This is a genomic window from Butyrivibrio sp. LB2008 (genome assembly GCF_000621565.1).
Taxonomy (GTDB): domain Bacteria; phylum Bacillota; class Clostridia; order Lachnospirales; family Lachnospiraceae; genus Butyrivibrio.
Genome location: NZ_JHXZ01000021.1, coordinates 22,291 through 43,053 on the forward strand (window position 1 = coordinate 22,291; position 20,763 = coordinate 43,053).

Here is a 20,763-nt window from a genome sequence, read left to right on the forward strand (position 1 = left end):
TCGTATATACCTCTCTGAATTTTATGATCAACTGACTTTTTTGCCTATCTGACGTAAGTTATATTTTCTTACACTGTCCGCGTCCTCACTCATACGAAGAGAAATGGTTTCTTCCAGTGCTTTCCTGTCCACCTCGTTTTTGGAAGTAACAGGGAGTTTTGCCGATAAAACATACGCATTTTCAATTCTCTTGTAGTGCGGAAGCGTCTTGTTTACTTTGGCAATTTTCTCGACGAGCTTCTCTTCATCATCGTCATGTCCGTAAAGGACCAGAATAGGTCTGTTATTTACTCCGACCGCTGCGTATTGTTTGGTTTCTTCTTTGAGGAATGCAAAGTCTTCTTCAAGCTCCTCAACGTAGATATTTTCACCGGCGTCATTGATGATCATGTTGTCAGCTCTTCCTATACAATAGAAATCAACTCCATCTATAAGGAACATGTCTCCTGTATGCTGAAGCTCGCCATACTCTTCTTCTCTGCTGATGAACTGTCCGCCCCTCAATATTCCGTCGTAGATATCAAGTCCTTTTACGGCAAGTTCACCTTTTCCGTTGGGAACCCATTCACCCTCACTGTTGATTATTCCTGCCCTGTGGCCATTAAAGAGCTGTCCGGAATATCCGGGTATTCCGTTCATTGACTTCTCTTCAGTGAGGTATCCAAGGCTTATCGCTCCGCCTGTTTCAGTCTGCCCATAAGTGTTGGCCATCTGGAAGCCCACGGACTTAAGGAAAGGCTTGAGATCTTCGTCAATCTTGGCTCCACCGATCAGACCGTTCTTAAATTGCTTTCCGAAGAATTCTTCAAAAGTCTCCTGATTGATATCTGATGTACGGCTCTTATACACGTTGAAGATAGCCTTCCAAAGTGCCGGAACACCGTAAGTACTCCATATACCGTCTTCTTTGATAACTCTTACAAGTTCAAGTACTCCCTGATTCTTAGGGAAAACGAATGTGCAACCAAATCCCCAATAGATTGAAGGAACTTCAAATCCAAAGATATGTCTCATGGGGAGCGTTGCAAGGACCTTCATCTTATCAATATCCAGATCATAACAGCTCTCCAGATTATAAGGATGACCCAAAAGAGTCGCTCTCAAAACTCTGTGTATTCTTGTGATGGTTTTTGCTTTGAATACTACTGTCTTAGCTATTCCTGTAGTTCCGGATGTGCAAAGGCATATCATCTCTCCCCACTTTTTGTTCTCGGGTTCTCCTTCGCTTGCTGAAACTATCTCATCAAAATCAAGGCAAAGAACCTCTTTGCTGTCATCTTTCTTTCCAATAATCGCGCCTAGATTACCCATATCAATGCAATTATGAAGAATGATATCGTTGGCGTTTTCATCCAAAAACATCACGTTGTAGCCGCACATTCCAAGTCCGTAAAGAACGCAGAACCAAAAAGGATGTGTCTCATGCTTGATTCCTATAAACCTTCCTTTTTCGATTCCGGCAAGCTTTTTCTCAAGAAGAGCCGCTACCGCTTTTGTCTTTTTCTGAAAATCTTTCCTGTAATAAATCTTCTTTTCATCGCCCTCGTAAAACTCCATAAAAGGATAATCCGATGAAAACCCTCCAACAACGTCCTGATATAAACTTTCCAGTGTTATCATCACATCACTACAGACATAACTCCCATATTGGCGCCTACCGCTCCGCCAAGGATCAATGTCTTGCTCCTTTCCTTTAATATGCCCATTCTTCTTGCTTCGCATGCCATGATCGGTATATTTGCTGCCCCGATATTGCCCATTGTTTCTACTATTTCAGGCATTATCTCCTTCTCTACACCGATGATATTTCTGATATTTTTTGTGATCCATTTTGCGACCTGACTTACAAGAACACAGTCAATATCCTGCTTGTCCCAGCCGCTCTTTTTCATTACAGGGGGAATATAATTCCTTGATACATCCTGATGCATATCTATAAGCGCTTTGGTGGTTCCGGGAATATAAAGAAGGCTCGCATCCTTGGGATAAACTACACCGCCGCCCCAGATTACATTGTTGTTCCATACTTCGGGCATGGTGTGGAAGCGTGAATTAACTATGCCTCTTCCCTCTTCATTTTCGGTCGCTTTACTTACAACAAAAGCTCCTCCTCCGTCACCTACGCTAAGAGCAGCAGGTGCTCTTTGAAGGAGTTCGTCTCTGTCGTCATAATCAAACTTGGTCCATCTTGAAAGAGCTTCTCCGGACACCACAAGTACGTTCTCCGCTTTACCTGATTTTATAAGGGAATCCGCTACATCCAATCCACTTATAAAGGCGTTACAAGCATTCTTTATATCAAAAGAATATGCGTTTCTGATATCAAGCTTGTCCATTACAACGTTGACAGTTGCAGGCTCTGCAAAATCCTGTGTTATGGAGCAGAATAAAACCGCATCAATGTCTGAAGGCTCTATTCCTGCATCTTCCAGTGCATTTCTTCCTGCATTCGCAGCAAGATCTGAACTGTGTTCCCCGTCTTTTACGTAATGTCTGCTTTCGCAACCTGTAAGCATCTTTACAAGCCCCTTTTTAATTCCGAATTTGTCATATCCGGCTCTTTCTTCTATCTCTATGCTTGTATATGTTGTCTCGGGCACATACATGCCCATTCCTCTTATATAGCTTCTGTCCATCACTTACTCTCTTTCTGTCATTGTGCTTTTAGTAGTTCCCGGTTCATAAAATTTATCAGTTCGTCTTTTTTCTCGTTGAGATAAAAATGATTTCCGTGAACAACATGTATTTCCGGCTCTGTATCAAAGTATTCTTTCCAATCATCAAGCTCTTCAACTGCCACCTCCGCGTCATCATCGCCGCAGATAACGCTTCCCTTCTTGGGGCGGTTATCCGCCGTAGCCTCATGCGGGACATAGCTTTGAAGAACTCTCAGATCTTTCATGCAGATATCCATGAAAAAATCCGCTACTTCTTTGTTGTTCTGAATTACTTCCGGAACTCCGCCGAGCTTTTTGAGAAAATCAAATACGCGCTCTTCGCAGTTTCTGTAATGCTCTGGTATAACCCTTACCGGGGGCTTCTGCCCCGATATAAATACGTGATACGGATAAAGATTGTATTCTTTTTGAAGTCTGCAGGCCGTCTCGTAGGCGACAAACGCTCCCATGCTGTGACCAAAGAGAATGAAATCATTGCTCTTCACACCTGATGCAGCTATCTGCTCACAGGCATCGGAAATACACTCCGCAAAGCTTTTATACCCCTGCTTCTTACAATTCCTGCCTCTACCCGGATATTCAAATAAAACCACTTCATCTACATACGCCAGCTCTGCTTTTTTTAGGAACGAATAATATCCTGCAAGCCCTCCGGCGTGGCAAAAACAAAACATTTTCATCTTTTTATTTCAGCCAGCTTTCTCATATTTTTGTACAATTTCATTGATGATTGGGAGGCAGTTCTGATATCCGTCGATCAGAATCAGATGGCCTCCGTCAATTACTTCAAGGTCAAATACACCTCCGGCAACTCGTTCCCAACCTTTTACGGCATCCAGAGTCGTCATGGTATCCCTGTTTCCGGCAAATACAGTAACATCAGACTTGATCTTGAAATAATCATTATCACCGTTTTGATAGTGCTGAACTATCTTTTGGTCTATATCAAGAAGATCCATGGTGTGATTGGCAAACTCAAGTGCCTTACACCTGTCGTAATACTCCTCTTTATGCTCTTCGTAATCCTCGAACAATTCAGTCGGTTCAACAGGGATTACCTTTCCAAGCGCTTCATAGTTTCTGTAACACAGACTCGTATACTTACAAACGAAATCATTTAGTTCCTCGTTATTTCTAAAAAGCGCAGGGTGAAAATATCTCTTAAGCGTTTCCTGTAGTTCCTCCTCACGGTTTCGATCCGTGAATATGGATGTCTTATAAGTATTTCCATCCGGTGGATCACTGGCGCAGAAGAACACCCTGAATGGCAATTTCATACCTGATGAAAGGATCCTACGATATAGCTCATATCCTGCTACCGCTCCAAAGCAGTATCCAAGGATCATATAGTCATCATCTTCTTTTAACTGGCTTTTGAGATTTTCAAAAAGATCATCTGCCACCGCATCCATGGTTTCCAGAGATTTTTCGTTTCTCCTAAGTCCCCTCCCCGGAACCTCCAAAAGGCACAGCCTTATACTCCTGTCGAGGACCTTGGTCCAGGGAAGATACGCTGTAGCCGATGCGGCGCCTCCCGGTATACAAAACAATTTGATCATTATCCCTTCTTTCCTCCTATAAAAAGCTTGAAACAGACATCCCTCCGTCAACAGCGAGACACTGTCCCGTAATATATGAACTGTTTTTACTTACAAGGAACATTATCGCGTCCACAACCTCTTCAAGGTGTCCCGCTCTTCCTATGGGAACCTGCTTGTTGAATGTCGCCATCACAAACTTGTTTGCAAAAATCTCTTCCGTCATCTCGGATTCAAACAATCCCGGACATATTGCATTGACGGTGATTCCGCTTCCTGCATATGTTGAAGACAGTCCTCTCGTAAGTCCGCATACTCCCGCTTTTGAAGCATTGTATGCATGTCTTTCAAGAGTCTTTGACGTAATAAAAGCATTAACAGAAGCAATATTAACTATTCTTCCATAACCGGCTTCTTTCATCTGCTCTAAAACCCCTGCACACATATACGCTGTTCCATTTAGGTTTATATCTATCTGAGTTTTCCATGCATCGGACATTGCTTTGGTGACCGAAAGCGGTGTGCTCACTCCGGCAGCGTTTATCAAAATGTCTGTATTGCCAAAGCATTCCGCCATACCTTTATAAACTCTTTTTACATCTTCTTTGCTTGAAATATCTGCAGATATATAACTTGCATTTCCGCCTTCACTACAGATAAAATCGCATACTTCAGCCAGTTTTTTATCTCTCCTACCAACAAGAAACACATTGGCACCGTTTTTTGCCATACGAATTGCCGTCTGTCTTCCTATACCGGTTCCCGCTCCGGTAATGATCGCATTACTGTCGGTAAAATCAAATTTAATATTCACTTCTTATGCTGTCCCTCGCCTTACATTTTTCATCATAATTTTTTCATTGACTCTTTTTCTGAATAATCCCGGTACCTCCCCCACGCAAACATATCCGCATTTTTCATACATCTTGATTGCAATATTGTTATTGCTGTTCACCAAAAGAAAAGCCTTTGTTGCCAAAAGCCTGTTTCCATCTGTACTGCTAAGGCAAATATCTTCAAAAAGGTCCATGGCCGTACGTCCATACCCCTGCCCCTGACAGTTTTCTTTAATTGCGATCACGTGTAAAAATGGGAATGAATGGAAAGCTCCTCGTCTATTGATCCAAAGTCCCCCTACAAGTTCCTTCGAATCACCATCCGTGAGCAATAACATTTCATCATCATCCGACGCTTTTTCAATCTCCTTCTTTAAAAAAGCATCGCTTGGATAGTAAGTTCTTCCAAGCTCGGTAGACATGATGATATCGATGAACAATTGCAGATTTGATTGATTTACCCTAGTGGAAGTAAGTTTCATCATTCAGCCTTCTTGTTAGCAAACACTAACCCTCTTAGTCACGGCTAACAGAATAGCATCGCCTCATCTATGTGTCAATTGCCAAACAATATTTGATAATTAACCATCTTGGAATTTTTCAGTTATTTCAAGCCCTACGAAAATCTTTGATAATTTTTCTCGCTAAATCTCGATAAAACTTTTATGGCTTTTTTGTCTCTTACATATCTATCATAAAACATAAGTGCACTTTTCCCTTTTAGATACGACATATTAAATAAGGAGCCTTTCGGCTCCTTTAACTGTCTAACATTATTTCAACCAAGCCCTACATCAAGAGCCATCATCAAAATGAATCCTGCCGCAAAACAGATTGTCCCAATATTTGAGTGCTCTCCTTCCGACATCTCGGGAATAAGTTCTTCCACTACAACATAGATCATCGCTCCTGCCGCAAAACTGAGAAGATACGGCATCATAGGTATAAGTACCCCCGATGCAACGATAACAAGAACAGCTCCGATTGGCTCAACTATTCCGGACAGTACACCGTACAAAAAAGTCCTTCCCTTCGGCACTCCCTCGCCAAGAAGCGGCATTGAAACTATCGCACCCTCAGGAAAGTTCTGTATCGCAATACCAAGTGCCAAAGCAAGTGCTCCTGCATAAGTAATAGCACTGTTTCCATACATCCATCCCGCACAAACTATTCCAACCGCCATTCCTTCGGGAATATTGTGCAGAGTTACGGCAAGAACAAGCTTTGTAGTTCTCTTAAGTCCGCTTCTCGGGCCTTCCTCAAGTTTATCAAGATGCATATGCGGTGTTACAACATCAAGTACAAGAAGGAACAACATTCCTATGCCAAAACCTATAGATACGGGAACAAATCCCATTTTTCCCATATCTGTCGTTTGATCAAGCGCCGGCAATAACAAACTAAAAAAAGAAGCCGCAACCATCACACCTGATGCAAATCCGGTAAGAGCACGCTGCATCTTTTCTCCTATTGCTTTTTTAAAAAAGAATACTGTCGCAGCTCCGAGCGCAGTTCCCAAAAACGGAATCAAAATAATCTGAAACATAGAACCTTCTTTCTTAAATCTCTCCAAATTCGTAGGCTGTTACATTTTCTTTCTTACAGATAATGGCAGAAGTACCATTATCAATATTAATTATATCATCTATTTGAAGTTAAGTTTTTTCATCATCCCAGTCATGCAAAACTCTGGAAATGACAAATATATCTCCCGTAACCTGCATACGGAAAAGCTACAAGCACTTTCTTGTCACTTGTAACCTTTTCCAAACCTTTTATCAGCTTTGTATCTTCCATATAAATTTCTCCCCTACACTTAAAAATTCTGCTTTAGGCATATTCTGTATTCTGAATGCACCTAAAGCAAAAAATGCTAACTAATCCAGTTTAAAAAAAGATTGAACAAACCGAATGTTTTCCTTATTCCATGAGCCGGAAAGCTCTATTTTTCCATCGACCATATAGATAAAATAGTTACAGCACTCCTGAACCAATTCAGGATCATGTGTGATGATAAACTGCGTCTTTCCCATATCGTTCAATTTTTTGATACTCTCCGACACTTCTTTCATGTGCCTGTAGTCCAAACCGGATGTAGGCTCATCATAAAAGATCACATCTTTATTGCAGGCCAACGCACCAGCAATGGCAACTCGCTGCTTCTGCCCTCCCGAAAGAGACATAGGATGTGCCTCTTTATATTTGCTTATATCCATCTCTTCCAATATCTTAGAGAGTTTTTGCTCTTTTTCTTCCTCAGACAGATCCGTAACGCCAAGCATTACTTCTTCTTCAACGCTACTTGTAAACAATTGATGATTTACGTCCTGCATAACCATGTAGCTCTTTTTTATACGCTCTTTGGGCGTTATTTTTCTGCCCGAAACTTTGACCGTACCTTCCGCTTTTTTCTCCAATCCGCAAAGGCACCTTGCAAATGTGGACTTTCCCGCGCCGCAATTTCCTACTATTGCAACTACCGATCCTTTGGGAATCTCTAAATTGTCAACATCCAAAATGGTTTCTTTATTTTTGGTAAGCTTCATCTTAGAAATGCTTATGCTCTCCGCATCATCTTGAACCCGGCTATACTTTGGCTCAAATTTTTCCGGAGCTCTAAGACCGAATTCATGCATTTTTTCCACAGGATAATCAAAGAATTCTTTGGCGGTCGTATCAAATTTTATTTTTCCGTCCTCAAAGCATATAACTCTGTCAGCAACATCTTTTAGCCAATTCAACCTGTGCTCCGCTATGAGAATGGTTTTGCCGTTCTTTTTCCATATTTCTATAATGTCTCTTAATTCGTGAATAGACTTTATATCAAGATTTGATGAAGGTTCGTCCAAAACAAATACCTTTGGCATAAGTGCACCCACCGATGCACACGCTACCTTTTGCTTTTCTCCACCGGAAAGGTTATAAAGATTTTTTCCAAGGAGATCTTCTATTTTGAACGCTTTGACCACCTTGTCGAATCTCTTTAAGATGTCATCATGCTTAAATCCCATATTCTCGCAACCAAACACAATCTCAGTATCAGTCATCAGTGTATAAAACTGCGATTTCGGATTTTGAAAAACAGATCCGACATCCCGGGCCAGCTCATACAAATGAACTTTGCTGATATCCTTTCCGGATACCATAATCTCTCCGCCCATATTGCCTTCGTAATAATGAGAAAGTAGACCGTTTATAGCTTTAATATAGGTAGTTTTTCCACTGCCGGATTCACCGCACAAAAGTACTACCTGGCCTTCTGCTATATCTGTTGTTACGCCCGTAAGCGCCGCTCCTTCTATAGTGTTTTCATACGTGTAATTGACATTGTGTGTTGTTATCAATTTCTTTCACCTTCCTATATACCAAAAGCCATAGATAAGGCCGCCAATATCAGTATTACTACCGAAACAGCGATAGCTATGTAATCTTGCACATTAAATCCGATTGCGCACATATTGCTTCTTTTATTTGGTGCATCCAAGCCTCTTGTAAGTGCCGATATCGAAAGATCATTTCCTATTGCAGTCAACGAGATCATAAGCGGCACCAGTCTATACTCAAGCATATCCACAGGATTCCTGAAACTTCCGACATTTCTCAACCTCATCGCATCAGTTATTCCGTGATACTCCTCAACAATCGTAGGAAAGAACCTGAACATAACAGAAACAGGTACCGTCATCACCTTGGGAATATGCATTCTCTCCATGGCTGCTATAAACTCGCTCACAGAAGTTGTTGCTATCAAAAAATAGAACATTGACATTCCGGGTATCAAACGTGTCATAGTTGCCAGTACACCTGTAAACAATAGATTGACTGCCTGCGGCAGATACGCGACTATCATCTTTGGAACAAAGAATGCCACCAAATAGAGAATGCCATAATATACCGCCGTCATAGGACTCTTTATTATTGCAAGAAATATAAGCGGAACAATCGTCATTACAGGAATTATGTAGACAAATATTCCGGTATTATCCATTGCCAGCATTACAGTAGAAACTGTAATGCATAGCAGGATCTTTGTTCTCGGATCAAGATATAACTGTCTTGAACTTGCTTTTGTATTTCTTAAAATAGTATCCATTTAAATCAATCCACTCTTAACAAAATGCTTTTTAAGCACGGTCTTTCCGAAAAATCCACCAATAAGACCGGCAACAACAGTAACAACACATAATATAGGAAATACCCATCCGGCCGAAAATGCTCCCGATACTCCTTCAACAAAAGCATCACCGTAATTTGATCTCTGGCCTTCGAGCCACTCTTCACTGGCATATAACCAATGGATGTAATTTGTTACAGCAATAAGACCAAATACCGCATAAGCAAGTATTGCTTTGAAAGCACTCTTGTACTTGCCCCAGTACATGATAAGTTCACACAAAAGTCCTATGAAGAATCCGTATCTGAGCGCATCAGGCCCCATTCCGGTAAGAATCATTATGACTCCGTTTATAACTACAGTTATAAGTATCATTCCAAACTTCTTAACACGGATAAAATAAAGCATCATGGGAATTCCGAGAATAATTGCTTCTACGACAGAGATGAGAAGGAATCCCATCGGAAAAACTCCGAGCACACATGCCACAATTATTTCTATAACCAAAAAAACCGCCGTAAAAATACCTACATTCATTAAATCCTTACCGTTTAATCTGTTGCTTGTTTCTTTTGAACTCATTTTTTTACTCTCTTTCTTTAATTATTTTCATATTCCCCTTTCGTTAGCATTAGCTAACCCTTGTGTATTAATAAAGTGCTTCGCATTGAAGCACTTATTTACCAAACAACCAAGTCGTTAGACAGAACTAACAGTATTCAAGATACACTCTCACGTCCCAAATATCAACAGAAAAATTTTTTCATCTTTTTTTCGCAATAAAAAAAGATCTTCAAACCGTAACTTGGTGTGAAGATCTTTTTATTAAAATTTAAACTTTTATACCGATTGCCTTCTGCCAGTTAAACAAGTCTCCGACTACCTTACAGTGATGTTCAATCTCTTTATCAGACATACCATGAACAATCGGTTCCGTGTACAACTTCCACAATGCCGAGACAAGCACGTGAAGCTCCTTGCGAGAAATTTTCTTATCTGCAAGATTCCTTTCCTGCAAGGCTTTTAAATAGTCATAGTCTATATCTGACATTTTTTCAAGCCACTGTTCGTGGTAGCGACTGTACTTTGATCCTTCCGAACACTTAAGAAGCAGTTCCAGTCCGTCTTTCATATCCATGAGACGTTCATTCCAAAGTCTTGTATTCTCCTCGGTATTAACCCAAACTCCTATAAGTTCATCATCCGAAAGCTTATATGGATCAACATTCTTTGCTTCCTCCAAGATTCCGTTCATACTTTCTACCGTATCTTTTACAACGGCTTCAAACAGTTCTTCTTTTCCTTTATATCTATTATAAATTGCTCCTGTGGTAATTCCTGCATCCTTACAAATATCTGAAAGCTGCGCGCCCAAAAAACCTTTTTCCCGAAATTGCTTCCTTGCACTTTCAAGTAATCTAGGATCTATGCTTGTATCTCTAACTGCCATAATCAGCCAATCTTTCTTTTGCACCATCCGGAATCGGAATTCTTGATCTGTACGAAGTTCTTATAGATTCCGTCTTTTTCCATAAGTGCATCATGTTTTCCTTTTTCAACAATCTTACCATTGTTTACAACAAGGATGCAATCAGAGTCCTTAATGGTCTTAAGTCTGTGTGCGATTATAATGAGCGTCTTACCATTGCAGAGTTCTGAAATTGCCTGCTGGATAGCAGCTTCATTATCGGCATCGATGCTTGCTGTCGCTTCATCAAGGATAACGATGGGCGAATCCTTAAGAATACATCTTGCAATTGATATTCTCTGTTTTTCACCACCTGAAAGTGATGCTCCGCCTTCACCTACCATTGTTTCAAAACCATCGGGAAGGCTCATGATAAAGTCGTAACATCTTGCCTTCTTGGCTGCCTCGATAACCTCTTCTCTTGTAGCATCAGGTCTTCCCATGATGATATTGTTGTAAATGGTATCTTTGAAAAGATATACATTCTGAAATACCATACTGATCTGTTCAAGAAGGTTCTTAAGCGGTACATCTTTTATACTGGTTCCGTTTACCAAAATATCACCCTCATCAATATCCCAGAATCTCGCCATAAGATTTGCAAGTGTACTCTTTCCGCTTCCGGAAGGGCCCACAAGCGCTATTGTTTCGCCCTCATTAACCTTGAACGAAACATTGCTGATCGTCTCTTTTGCATCATATGAGAATCTTACATTCTTAAACTCAACGGCAGGCACGCCTTCTTTTGCAGTTGTTATCTTCTTATTTCCCGAATCAGAGAGTTCCTGCTCATTCATAACTTCTTCGATTCTGTCAAGGCACTTATCCATGATTGTAAGCTTCTCAGATTCCATATATGCAACTCTCAAAGGAATAAATACATTAAGCATGAAAAGAGTTACTCCAAGAAATGCCGTTATATCTATCGTTCCGTTTAAAAATAGGATTGAAGCCACAAAACCAAGCGCTACAGAACAGATCTCAAAAATGATATTTATGGCAATTCCCAAAGGAATCATCTTACCTTCAAATCGTAAACTTTCTTCACATGACTTCTCGAAATTATCACTCATTTCTTTTGACTTATCTCCGAGAAGATTGTAAGTCTTGGTGATTCCGATTCCTTCTATGTAATCAAGAACTGCTTTTGTAAGTCTTTCGCTCTGCTCCTGTCTTTCACCCGAAAGAGTTATGCCTCTTCTGTATTTCACTTCACCGGCCAAGACCAAAACCAATGATCCTATAAGTGCAACTGCGCCGAGCGCCGGATTAAAAACAAGCATGAATACTGTAAAGATTGCAGCTGAGAAAAGATAGCTCATTGTATCCGCAAGTGTCATCATTGAGTTTTCCTCAATAAATACCATATCTGTTGAAAGAACCGAGCTGATCTTACCGATGTTTCCAGCTGTAAAATATCCCATCGGAAGCTTTCTTAAATGCTCACCAAGCTTTATTCTCATATCAGCCATGAGCATAAATCCCGCAGCTGACTGAAGTCTGTCTGAGGCGTGGATGAAGATTGCCTGCGCAATAACACATCCAAGCAGCATAAATCCATATTTTACAAAACTTCCCGCTACAAGCGTTCCCTTAAAGAACTCGTCAACCATAAGAACCGTCAATATGATTACCGCATTCTGAAGAACTGATTTCAAAAAGGAAAAAATAAAAGCAATCTGTATCCTTCCTTTATATTTTCCCGAACAGTCTATAATTCTTTTTATTGCCCCGATCATGCAAATGCCTCCTTCATTGTTACCTTACTGCCTTTACCTGCAGCAGACCACTCCTTTGCGCCTTCAGACAATTCCCAAAGGTTTTTGTACATTTCAGAAGTCTTAAGAAGTTCATCATGAGTTCCCTGCGCCTGAATCTTGCCGTTTTTCATAACTACGATCTTGTCTGAATTCTTGATTGAATACAATCTGTGAGCTATTACTATTACAGTCTTGTTTGAAATAAGCTCTGCTATCGCATTGTTCATCTTCTCTTCATTTTCGGGATCCATAAATGCAGTAGCTTCATCAAGAACAATAATCGGTGCATCTTTTAATATAGCTCTTGCAAGCGCGATTCTCTGTCTCTCACCACCTGATAACATCTTTCCTGCAGCACCTGACGTTGAATATATTCCATTCTCAAGTCTCTTGAGGAATTCTCCGCACTGCGCTTTGTTTGCAGCTTCAATTACTTCCGCATCGGAAGCTCCGGGCTTTCCAAGTCTGATATTCTCAAGGATACTCATGTTAAAAAGGAACTGTTCCTGTGATACATAAGATATCTCGCGGTTCAGAGCTTCCAACGTCATACCTGTGATATCCTGTCCGCCAATCTTTACACTTCCTCCGGTAACATCATAGAAATGTACCAGAATCTTTGCCAAAGTTGACTTTCCGCTTCCTGACTCACCTACAAGTGCCGTTACGGTATTTTCCGGAATTGTAAGGCTTACATCTTCTATTACATCCACTTTTTTGTCATAAGAGAATTTTACATTCTTAAATTCAATCGAATGATCTTTTCCCTCAAAAGACTTAGTTCCCTGCTTAAGAGGCTCTGCCGAAAGAATATTTTCCAAAGCAGTGATCTTAAAGTTAAGCTGAGGAAGAACACTCATAAATGTGAGCGCTCTTAAAATAGTAGGTCCTATTGAGAAAGTCATGCACATAACAAGCAGGAAATTTGAAAGAGTTGAACTTCCCGTATATACAAAATATCCTCCGATAGGAAGTGTCAAAAGAGCTACACAAGGAAGGAAACTTCCGTATAAAGCCATCCATGGCCAACAGATCTTGTACCATGCAAGAGTGAAATCCCTGTAACTCATGACATCCCCTGAAAATCTCTTGTAGCTGTCACCGTCACGTCCAAAGATCTTTACAACTTCCATGCCGTTTACATACTCAACGATGGTATCATTCATTTTCTGAGCAGAAGCATAATAATCACCCATCTTGCTTGTTCCCGCACCATACATGGCAAACATTGCCACCATTCCGATGGGAAGAGACGCAAGTGAAAGAAGCGCAAGCTTCCAGTCAATAAAGAACATACTGACAATTACAAGAACCGGAACCACAATATTGGAAAAACCTTCCGGAAGTGCATGTGCGATAAGAAGTTCCATATTATCGATATCATCAATAAATACTTTCTTAAGCGATCCCACGCCAAGCTCCTGAATAACTCCAAGCGGAAGATTCTCCATCTTTTTCTGGAGAGATATTCTCAGGTTCTTAAGTGTCTGATAAGCACTGAAATGTGATCTATCCAATCCGTAAATATATAATGCAACGTATATAAAACCACAGATCAACATTATAACTGCCCATTTAGCATAGAAAGAAATACTCGTCTCTCCTCCCGTCGCACCATCTATCATTTTATAGATAGCCACGAACTGCAAAACATTAAATGCCAGTCCTACAACCAGCATGAACATTGCCAGAAAAGTATATTTCTTATACTTCCCCGTGTACTCCAAAACCTTTTTAAACATTGCTCCCTCCTGTTTTTATCGTTAGGCATTGCTAACAGAATAATAAAAAATCGTAGATGATAATAATCAAATTATTAATAATTCAATTATTATCATCTACGATTTTTAATACTACCTCATATAACTGTAAAGTCAATACAGTTCAGATTTTGGTATTGATAAGTTTTCTCAGCAGACAACAGTAAGTTGCTCCAAAGGTACTCCGTTTCTGTGCGCTGTGCTGTAGATTTCTGTAACCTTCTTGTATTTATCAAATGTCTCAAGCGCTGACTTGGTGTCGCCGTAAACTTTCCAGAAGCCTGTGTATTTCACGCCCTCATCAGGGCTTTTCATGAATCCCAAAACATCTGCCACGGGATATCCGAGAAAAAGACCTATCTCATGCGGAAACTTTGCATCCTGTCTCAAATGCTTCGCAAGTTCCGCAACGCACAGATCTGCGTTAGTGTATGAGTAGCCTTTTTCTTTGAGGACTTTGCATACTTCTTTATTCGCAAAATCTCTTTTTAAAAAATCAGGTCTGTAAACATAGATAAGGACTCGCTTTTCGTAATACTTTACGGGTATCATTCGCAGTCCTTTCTTCGCAAACCTGTAATTAAAGTCTCTCACTTCTTTGTTAAAACTCTCCCTGTCATCGATATCGACAGTAAAAAGATTTCCTGTTTTGAGCCCCGCCAAAGTCGGTGAACAAAGGCTTATAAGTAATTGATCTCCCATTACTCCTCCAAATCATTTTTTCTAATTTGATAATTGGCATCATACGTTGTGTTAGCTGCACCTAACGCATATGCAGAATACTCTCTTTTCCTGCATGTTTATGGCACTTTCTCAATCAGTAAAATATTGAAAAATATTATCATGTTTTTTTATTGATATTTATGTTAGCATTTGCTAACGTATTTTTCAAGAGCATGACTCGCGAAATTGCTCAGAAAGGATGATCATTTTTATGAGTAAAGTTAAAGTAGTTTTTTGGAGTGGAACAGGAAATACTCAGGCAATGGCCGATGCAGTGGCAAACGGAATCACAAGTGCAGGCGGCGAAGCTGAGGTAACAACATTTGACGCTATCAGCGCAGCTGATGCAGCAAAAGATACTGTTATCGCATTCGGTTGCCCCGCTATGGGAGCAGAAGTACTCGAAGAGACAACAGTTGAGCCTTTCATGGCTGATTATGAAGGTTTTGCAAGTGGCAAGAAGATTGCGCTCTTTGGTTCATACGGCTGGGGAGACGGCCAGTGGATGCGTGACTGGCAGGACAGACTTACATCTGCAGGCGCAACTATCGTTGGCGGCGAAGGAGTGATGGCTAATGGAGCACCCGATGCAGATGCCATTTCAGCCCTTGAAGACCTCGGAAGACAGCTTGCGCAGGCATAAGCAATTTGTGTAACTGCCTTTCCTTACGCCCAGCCGCAAGGTATATATTCGGAAATGCGTTGTGTACGTCTTCGTTGTGTTTTTCTAAGATTCATAAATGAAGCGAGCTCTCCTCTCAGCGTTGTTCGAAGCAGTCGAGCTCGCTTCATTTATGAATCTTGAAAAACATCGCCTCGTACGAATACAACGCATTTCCGAATATATACCTTTGCGGCCGGGCTGTCTATGAAAAGGGCAGCAAATACAAAAAACGAGCTTTTCAAAGCTCGGCGTTTTTCTCTATATAGAGAAAGACGTGAGCGATAGATATGCTTCACGTCTTCTAAATCTTTATGCCACTGTCTTATTCTCCACTTTGAATACGGCATCGGCATTTTTTATTGTGTTGAGTCTGTGTGCGATCACGAGTAGCGTCTTTCCAAGGCACAGCTCATCAATTGCCTCCTGGATATATGCTTCGTTGTCGGCATCGACGCTGGCTGTAGCTTCATCGAGGATTACTATGGGCGAATCTTTGAGAATACAGCGGGCGATGGAGATTCTCTGTGCCTCGCCGCCGGATAGACTCGCACCGCCTTCACCGATGACGGTATCGATTCCGTACGGGAGCTTATCGATAAAGTCCATGCATCTTGCTTTCCTTGCGCACTCGATGATTTCCTCGCGGGTGGCGTCGGGTCTTCCCATTCTTATGTTGTTATAGATGGAATCCTTGAAAAGATAAACCTTTTGGAACACCACGCTTATGTTATCCATAAGATTTTCCAGAGGCACATTCCTTATATCGACACCTCGTATCATTATCTTTCCGCCGTTTACATCCCAAAATCTTGTAAGAAGGCTCGCAACGGTACTTTTTCCGCCACCCGAAGGTCCGACAAGCGCAGCCATGGTATTCTTTTCTACCTTGAAGGAAACGTTTTCCAGCACGCTCTCTTTTTCATAGGAAAAAGATACTTCTCTAAATTCAATCTCCGGAACACCAACGGGAGCTTTTTCGGGGATTGTCGCAATATCTTTTTCATCCAAAACTTCAAGATCAAAAATCTCTTCCATTCGGTTAAGGCTGCTGTTCATAACAGCGAACCTTGTAACCTGAAGATACACTTCCTTGATCGGTCTGAAAACACCGAAAGAAAACATGCAAACGGCAATCGCTCTGAATCTTTCTATCTCGCCGATACCAAACAGTCTTATACACAAAGAAATAAGCAAAAGAACTCCGACAGCGTTTGCAAACTCCATGATCCTAAGGCTCGGAGTGACCTTTTTTTCAAATGCTATGCATTCATCCTTCATCTTCTCAAATGCATTCTCGATATCGGTAGATTCACGATCAATCATGTTGTAGGACTTTATCACGCCCATTCCCTCAATGTATTCAAGAACGTGACTTGATAGTTCCTCGTTAAGTGCCTGTTTTCCGTCTGCCTCCGCTTGCTCATATCTCATGGAAATATTACCTATAAGCACGATCACAAGACTCATTAAAAGAGTAAACGCCCCAAGTAAAGGATGAAGAAAAGTCATAAACGATATGACCAAAATTTCAGAACAGATATCACCAACAAACGAGGAAATCGTGTTCATGCAATTTGTCTCGATAAAGCCCATGTCCACCGCAAGAACGGTACTGATCTTTCCGATATTTCCGTCGGTAAAAAATCCCATCGGCATGTGACGGAGCTTTTCTCCCAAGCTTATCCTAAGGTCGGAAAAAAGCAGATATCCGGCAGTAGACTGAAGTCTGTCCGACATGTACGAAAAGAGAACTTGTCCGACAAACAACGCTGCCATAACAGCGATCAACATTCCGACTTTTTCCATAGTCATCTTGTTTTCATACAAAAGCTTTATTATGTATACCGAGAGTGAATATGGGCCGTATGTACATATTGCGCGAAGTAAGGAAAAAAGATATGCAAGCCTTATCCTTGTCTTATATTTTCCCGCAAGGCGTATGATTCTTCTTATCTGCTTTATCATATTGCTTCTTCCTCCTTAACTTCTCCCGAGTTGTTGACCATCCAATCTTCCGCATCCTTGGAAAGTTTATAGAGTTGTTTGAAGTACTCATTCTTCATGATCTCGGCTTTATTGCCCTCGGCTACAACTTTTCCGTTTTTGATAAGCACGAATTTATCGACATTTCTCATCGCACTAAGTTTATGTGCTATGACGATGACTGTTTTTCCTTTTATGATCTCATCTATCGCCTTGTTGATCTTATCTTCGTTTTCAATATCAACAGAAGAAGTTGCCTCATCAAGTATTACGATCGGTGCATCTTTAAGGATTGCTCTGGCAAGCGCTATTCTCTGCCTCTCACCTCCTGAGAGCCTTTTTCCTGCATCACCTGCTTTGGAATTATATCCTTCGGGAAGCTTTTTTATGAACTCATCGCACGCAGCTTTCCCCGCAGCTTCAAAGACCATCTCATCCGTGGCTTCGGGATTTCCGATCCTTATGTTTTCCATAATACTTCTGTTAAAAAGAAATACATCCTGTGACACAAAAGATATCTTGGAATTAAGTTCCGATAAGCTTAGATCGGTAATCTTTTTCCCGCCAAAGGTTATACTTCCGCCGTCGGTATCATACTGATGCGCAAGAAGTCTTGCTATAGTCGACTTTCCGCTTCCTGACTCTCCGACAACCGCTGTCATTTCTCCCGCTTTTGCAACAAAACTAATATCCTTAAGAACCTCATTGTCCTTGTATGAAAAATGGACATTCTTAAGCTCAATATCAAGCTTTTCATCTCCCGAAAAACTCTCGCAGCCTTCACACAATTCCGTTCTGTCAAGCACTCTTTCAAGCGCCTGGATCTTGTAATTAATCTGAGTCACATATGATGCAAAAGAAAGAGCTCTTAAGAGATTCGGTCCGATTGCAAGTGACAGACAAATGATAAGAATAAAATCGTTAAGCGTCGCGCCGCCTGACATTACCATGATTGTTCCTGCGGGAAGCGCGAACAAGAGCATATTGGGAAGAAGGCTCATGTATAGCGCAATCCATGGCCAACATACTTTATACCAGGTAAGGCTTAAGTTCCGATAATTAAGTACGCTCGATTCATAGCTCTTGTAAGATTCACTCTGGTAATTAAATACCTTGATAACTTCCATTCCGTTGATGTACTCGACAATGGAATTGTTCATTCGCTTTGCAGCGGCAAAATATCCGCCCATTCTACGGGCGCCGTCATCATACATCCGCTTCATGCAAAGAAGTCCCAACGGCACTACGATAAATGCCACAAGAGCAAGCTGGAAGTTTACTCTGAACATGAAAACAATGATTCCAAGAGAAACCAAAAGATTGGATATTCCTTCAGGAATTGCATGTGCAAGAATTACCTCTATTTCTTCAATGTCATCGGTAAATACCTTTTTAAGAGCGCCTGTGCCGATCTGTCTTATTGTTCCGAGAGACTGTTTATTTAGTTTATCCTTTAGCTTTATCCTTATTGCCTTGAGCGTATTAAATGCCGCTATATGTGACAATGACAGGCCTTGGGTATAGAGGAGCATATTAAGGACATTCCCCAAAAAGATAACGATTATAGGAATGCAGACGTCCTTAAAGGTAAAAATGTCTTTTGAAAGAAATCTGTCCGTTATCTTATAAAGCATTGCATAAGGAACTATACCTGCCGCAACACCAAGTATCATGCAGACTATGGCGCCGTAAAAATGTTTTTTGTATGCTCCCATTCTGTTTATGATCCTACTCATCGCAGAGCCTGATTCTCTTTTGCTTGTATGAGCCTCTTCACTTTCTGTCGTGAAGTAGTATCTGACTTTATTGATACCTGCTTCGTCCAAAGGATAAACCGACACGAGTCTTCCTTGTTCCATGTGAACCACATGAGTACAACAGTTTAAAATAAGCTCAAGATCATGAGTGATTATTATCGATGTTTCAACATCGGACTCCGTATCTCTTACAAGCTTCGAAAAGCTCTCCATTCCTACATAATCAAGACCACTTGTGGGTTCATCATAAAATATGATCTTCTTGCCGGAACAGAGTGCAGAAGCTATTGCAACTCTTTGCTTTTGTCCTCCCGACAGTGAAGAAGGATGCCTGTCCTTAAGGGCGTCTATTCCAAGTTTTTTAAGAACAGAAAGTGCACTCTCATCGCTGACATCACTGTTAAGCTTAAGTTCTTCCATTACAGATTCGCAAAAGAGCTGTCTGTTTACATCCTGCATGACCATGAAACAGGACTTCGCTCTTTGCTTGTCATCCAAAACCTTGCCATCTATACTCACGGTTCCCATTGAACCAAGAACTCCGCAGAGAGCCTCAGCAAGTGTACTTTTTCCTGTTCCGTTGTCTCCTATGAAAGCCACAACACTTTTAGACGGAAGCTTAAGATCATCCACATCGAGGATGTTGGAATTATCTCTCTGACACGAAAGATCGCTTATCGTTATTACAGGCTTTGAAGCCTTCACCTCAAGCGGTCTTCCCGTAACGGTAGAAAGATCTGTTGTTCTAAGTCCCATTTCGGACAGCGCTCTATTTGACAGCTTTTTAAATTCATCTGCCGTGAATTCACCTTCTACTCTTCCTTCGTTTATATAGATAAATCTGTCCGCAAGATCCGTTAAGAAATACAAACGATGTTCGGACACCACAATTGTCTTTCCTTCGGACTTTAGTTTGGAAAGTATCTGATGAAGCCTGTTAATCGCCTTTCTGTCGAGGTTGGATGTAGGTTCATCCATGACAAATACCTCGGGATCCGAAGCATATACAGAGCCACAGGCTATCTGCTGTTTTTCTCCGCCCGACAGTTCAAAGATATTTCTGTTAAGAAGCGGTCTTATCTTAAGAACATCCGCAGTTTCACTGAGACGCTCTTCCATCAGCTCTTTTGACATATTGTGATTCTCACATCCAAACAAGAGCTCTCCCGTTGTATCTACATGAAAAAACTGGCTCTTCGGATTTTGAAAAACTGAACCGACAAGCGTGGAGATATCGGAAAGTGGCTGCCTGGTCACATTTGCACCATCTATATATGCGCATCCTTCCATCTCGCCCTCATAGAAATGCGGTATCAGTCCGTTTATCACTCTCGTAAGCGTTGTCTTACCGCATCCGCTCTTTCCGCAAAGAACTACGAATTCGCCTTTTTTAATCGTAAGATTTATATTTTTGATTCCATTTCCGCCTTTACTTTCGCCGGCGTATCTAAATGAAACGTCTTCTATCTTAATCATTTTCAC

Annotated in this window: 17 protein-coding genes; 1 reads left to right on the top strand and 16 read right to left on the bottom strand. The window is 41.0% G+C overall.

The window, feature by feature from the left end:
- Positions 1–27: 27 nt before the first annotated feature.
- The 14 genes from T356_RS0108210 to T356_RS0108280 form a co-directional block, all read right to left on the bottom strand.
- Positions 28–1,620 (bottom strand): AMP-binding protein, encoded by a 1,593-nt coding sequence (locus T356_RS0108210; protein ID WP_026514085.1) that lies wholly within the window; start codon positions 1,618–1,620, stop codon positions 28–30.
- On the bottom strand, positions 1,620–2,636 hold the full coding sequence (locus T356_RS0108215) for a 3-oxoacyl-ACP synthase III family protein (RefSeq protein WP_035780764.1): 1,017 nt from the start codon (positions 2,634–2,636) through the stop codon (positions 1,620–1,622). The genes T356_RS0108210 and T356_RS0108215 overlap by 1 nt, the downstream gene beginning before the upstream one ends.
- Positions 2,637–2,653: 17 nt before the next feature.
- Positions 2,654–3,358, bottom strand: coding sequence for a thioesterase II family protein (locus T356_RS20305; protein WP_081777786.1), 705 nt, complete (start codon positions 3,356–3,358; stop codon positions 2,654–2,656).
- Positions 3,359–3,367: 9 nt separating this feature from the next.
- The gene (locus tag T356_RS0108225) at positions 3,368–4,237 is read right to left on the bottom strand and encodes a thioesterase II family protein (protein WP_026514088.1); all 870 of its coding nucleotides are present in this window, start codon (positions 4,235–4,237) and stop codon (positions 3,368–3,370) included.
- A gap of 16 nt (positions 4,238–4,253) precedes the next feature.
- Entirely contained in the window at positions 4,254–5,030 is a 777-nt protein-coding gene (locus T356_RS0108230) for an SDR family NAD(P)-dependent oxidoreductase (protein ID WP_026514089.1), read from the bottom strand.
- A 3-nt stretch (positions 5,031–5,033) separates the two neighbouring features.
- Positions 5,034–5,537, bottom strand: coding sequence for a GNAT family N-acetyltransferase (locus tag T356_RS0108235; RefSeq protein WP_081777787.1), 504 nt, complete (start codon positions 5,535–5,537; stop codon positions 5,034–5,036).
- 293 nt (positions 5,538–5,830) lie between these two features.
- Positions 5,831–6,598, bottom strand: coding sequence for a ZIP family metal transporter (locus tag T356_RS0108240; protein ID WP_026514091.1), 768 nt, complete (start codon positions 6,596–6,598; stop codon positions 5,831–5,833).
- Between the two features lie 331 nt (positions 6,599–6,929).
- A complete protein-coding gene (locus tag T356_RS0108250; protein ID WP_026514092.1) occupies positions 6,930–8,396 on the bottom strand; it encodes an ABC transporter ATP-binding protein in 1,467 nt (488 codons plus the stop codon).
- 14 nt (positions 8,397–8,410) lie between these two features.
- On the bottom strand, positions 8,411–9,145 hold the full coding sequence (locus tag T356_RS0108255; RefSeq protein ID WP_026514093.1) for an energy-coupling factor transporter transmembrane component T family protein: 735 nt from the start codon (positions 9,143–9,145) through the stop codon (positions 8,411–8,413).
- On the bottom strand, positions 9,146–9,748 hold the full coding sequence (locus T356_RS0108260) for an MptD family putative ECF transporter S component (protein ID WP_026514094.1): 603 nt from the start codon (positions 9,746–9,748) through the stop codon (positions 9,146–9,148).
- A 250-nt stretch (positions 9,749–9,998) separates the two neighbouring features.
- On the bottom strand, positions 9,999–10,616 hold the full coding sequence (locus T356_RS0108265; RefSeq protein ID WP_026514095.1) for a TetR/AcrR family transcriptional regulator: 618 nt from the start codon (positions 10,614–10,616) through the stop codon (positions 9,999–10,001).
- A gap of 2 nt (positions 10,617–10,618) precedes the next feature.
- Complete coding sequence (locus tag T356_RS0108270; RefSeq protein WP_026514096.1) at positions 10,619–12,373, bottom strand: ABC transporter ATP-binding protein; 1,755 nt, start codon at positions 12,371–12,373, stop codon at positions 10,619–10,621.
- The gene (locus tag T356_RS0108275) at positions 12,370–14,136 is read right to left on the bottom strand and encodes an ABC transporter ATP-binding protein (protein WP_026514097.1); all 1,767 of its coding nucleotides are present in this window, start codon (positions 14,134–14,136) and stop codon (positions 12,370–12,372) included. Before T356_RS0108275 ends, T356_RS0108270 begins: the two co-directional genes overlap by 4 nt.
- Before the next feature lie 168 nt (positions 14,137–14,304).
- Positions 14,305–14,856 carry a DUF3793 family protein gene (locus T356_RS0108280; protein WP_026514098.1) on the bottom strand — a complete coding sequence of 184 codons (552 nt, stop codon included), beginning with the start codon at positions 14,854–14,856 and terminating at the stop codon, positions 14,305–14,307.
- Positions 14,857–15,088: 232 nt separating this feature from the next.
- Here T356_RS0108280 and T356_RS0108285 point away from each other — a divergent pair, with 232 nt between their 5' ends.
- Positions 15,089–15,520, top strand: a complete 432-nt coding sequence (locus T356_RS0108285; RefSeq protein ID WP_026514099.1) for a flavodoxin — start codon at positions 15,089–15,091, stop codon at positions 15,518–15,520.
- Positions 15,521–15,850: 330 nt separating this feature from the next.
- On the opposite strand, the gene T356_RS18845 is transcribed toward T356_RS0108285, so the two are convergent.
- Positions 15,851–17,506 (bottom strand): ABC transporter ATP-binding protein, encoded by a 1,656-nt coding sequence (locus tag T356_RS18845; protein ID WP_035780776.1) that lies wholly within the window; start codon positions 17,504–17,506, stop codon positions 15,851–15,853.
- Entirely contained in the window at positions 17,503–20,757 is a 3,255-nt protein-coding gene (locus T356_RS18850) for an energy-coupling factor transporter ATPase (RefSeq protein WP_051563279.1), read from the bottom strand. Before T356_RS18850 ends, T356_RS18845 begins: the two co-directional genes overlap by 4 nt.
- Between the last annotated feature and the right edge of the window lie 6 nt (positions 20,758–20,763).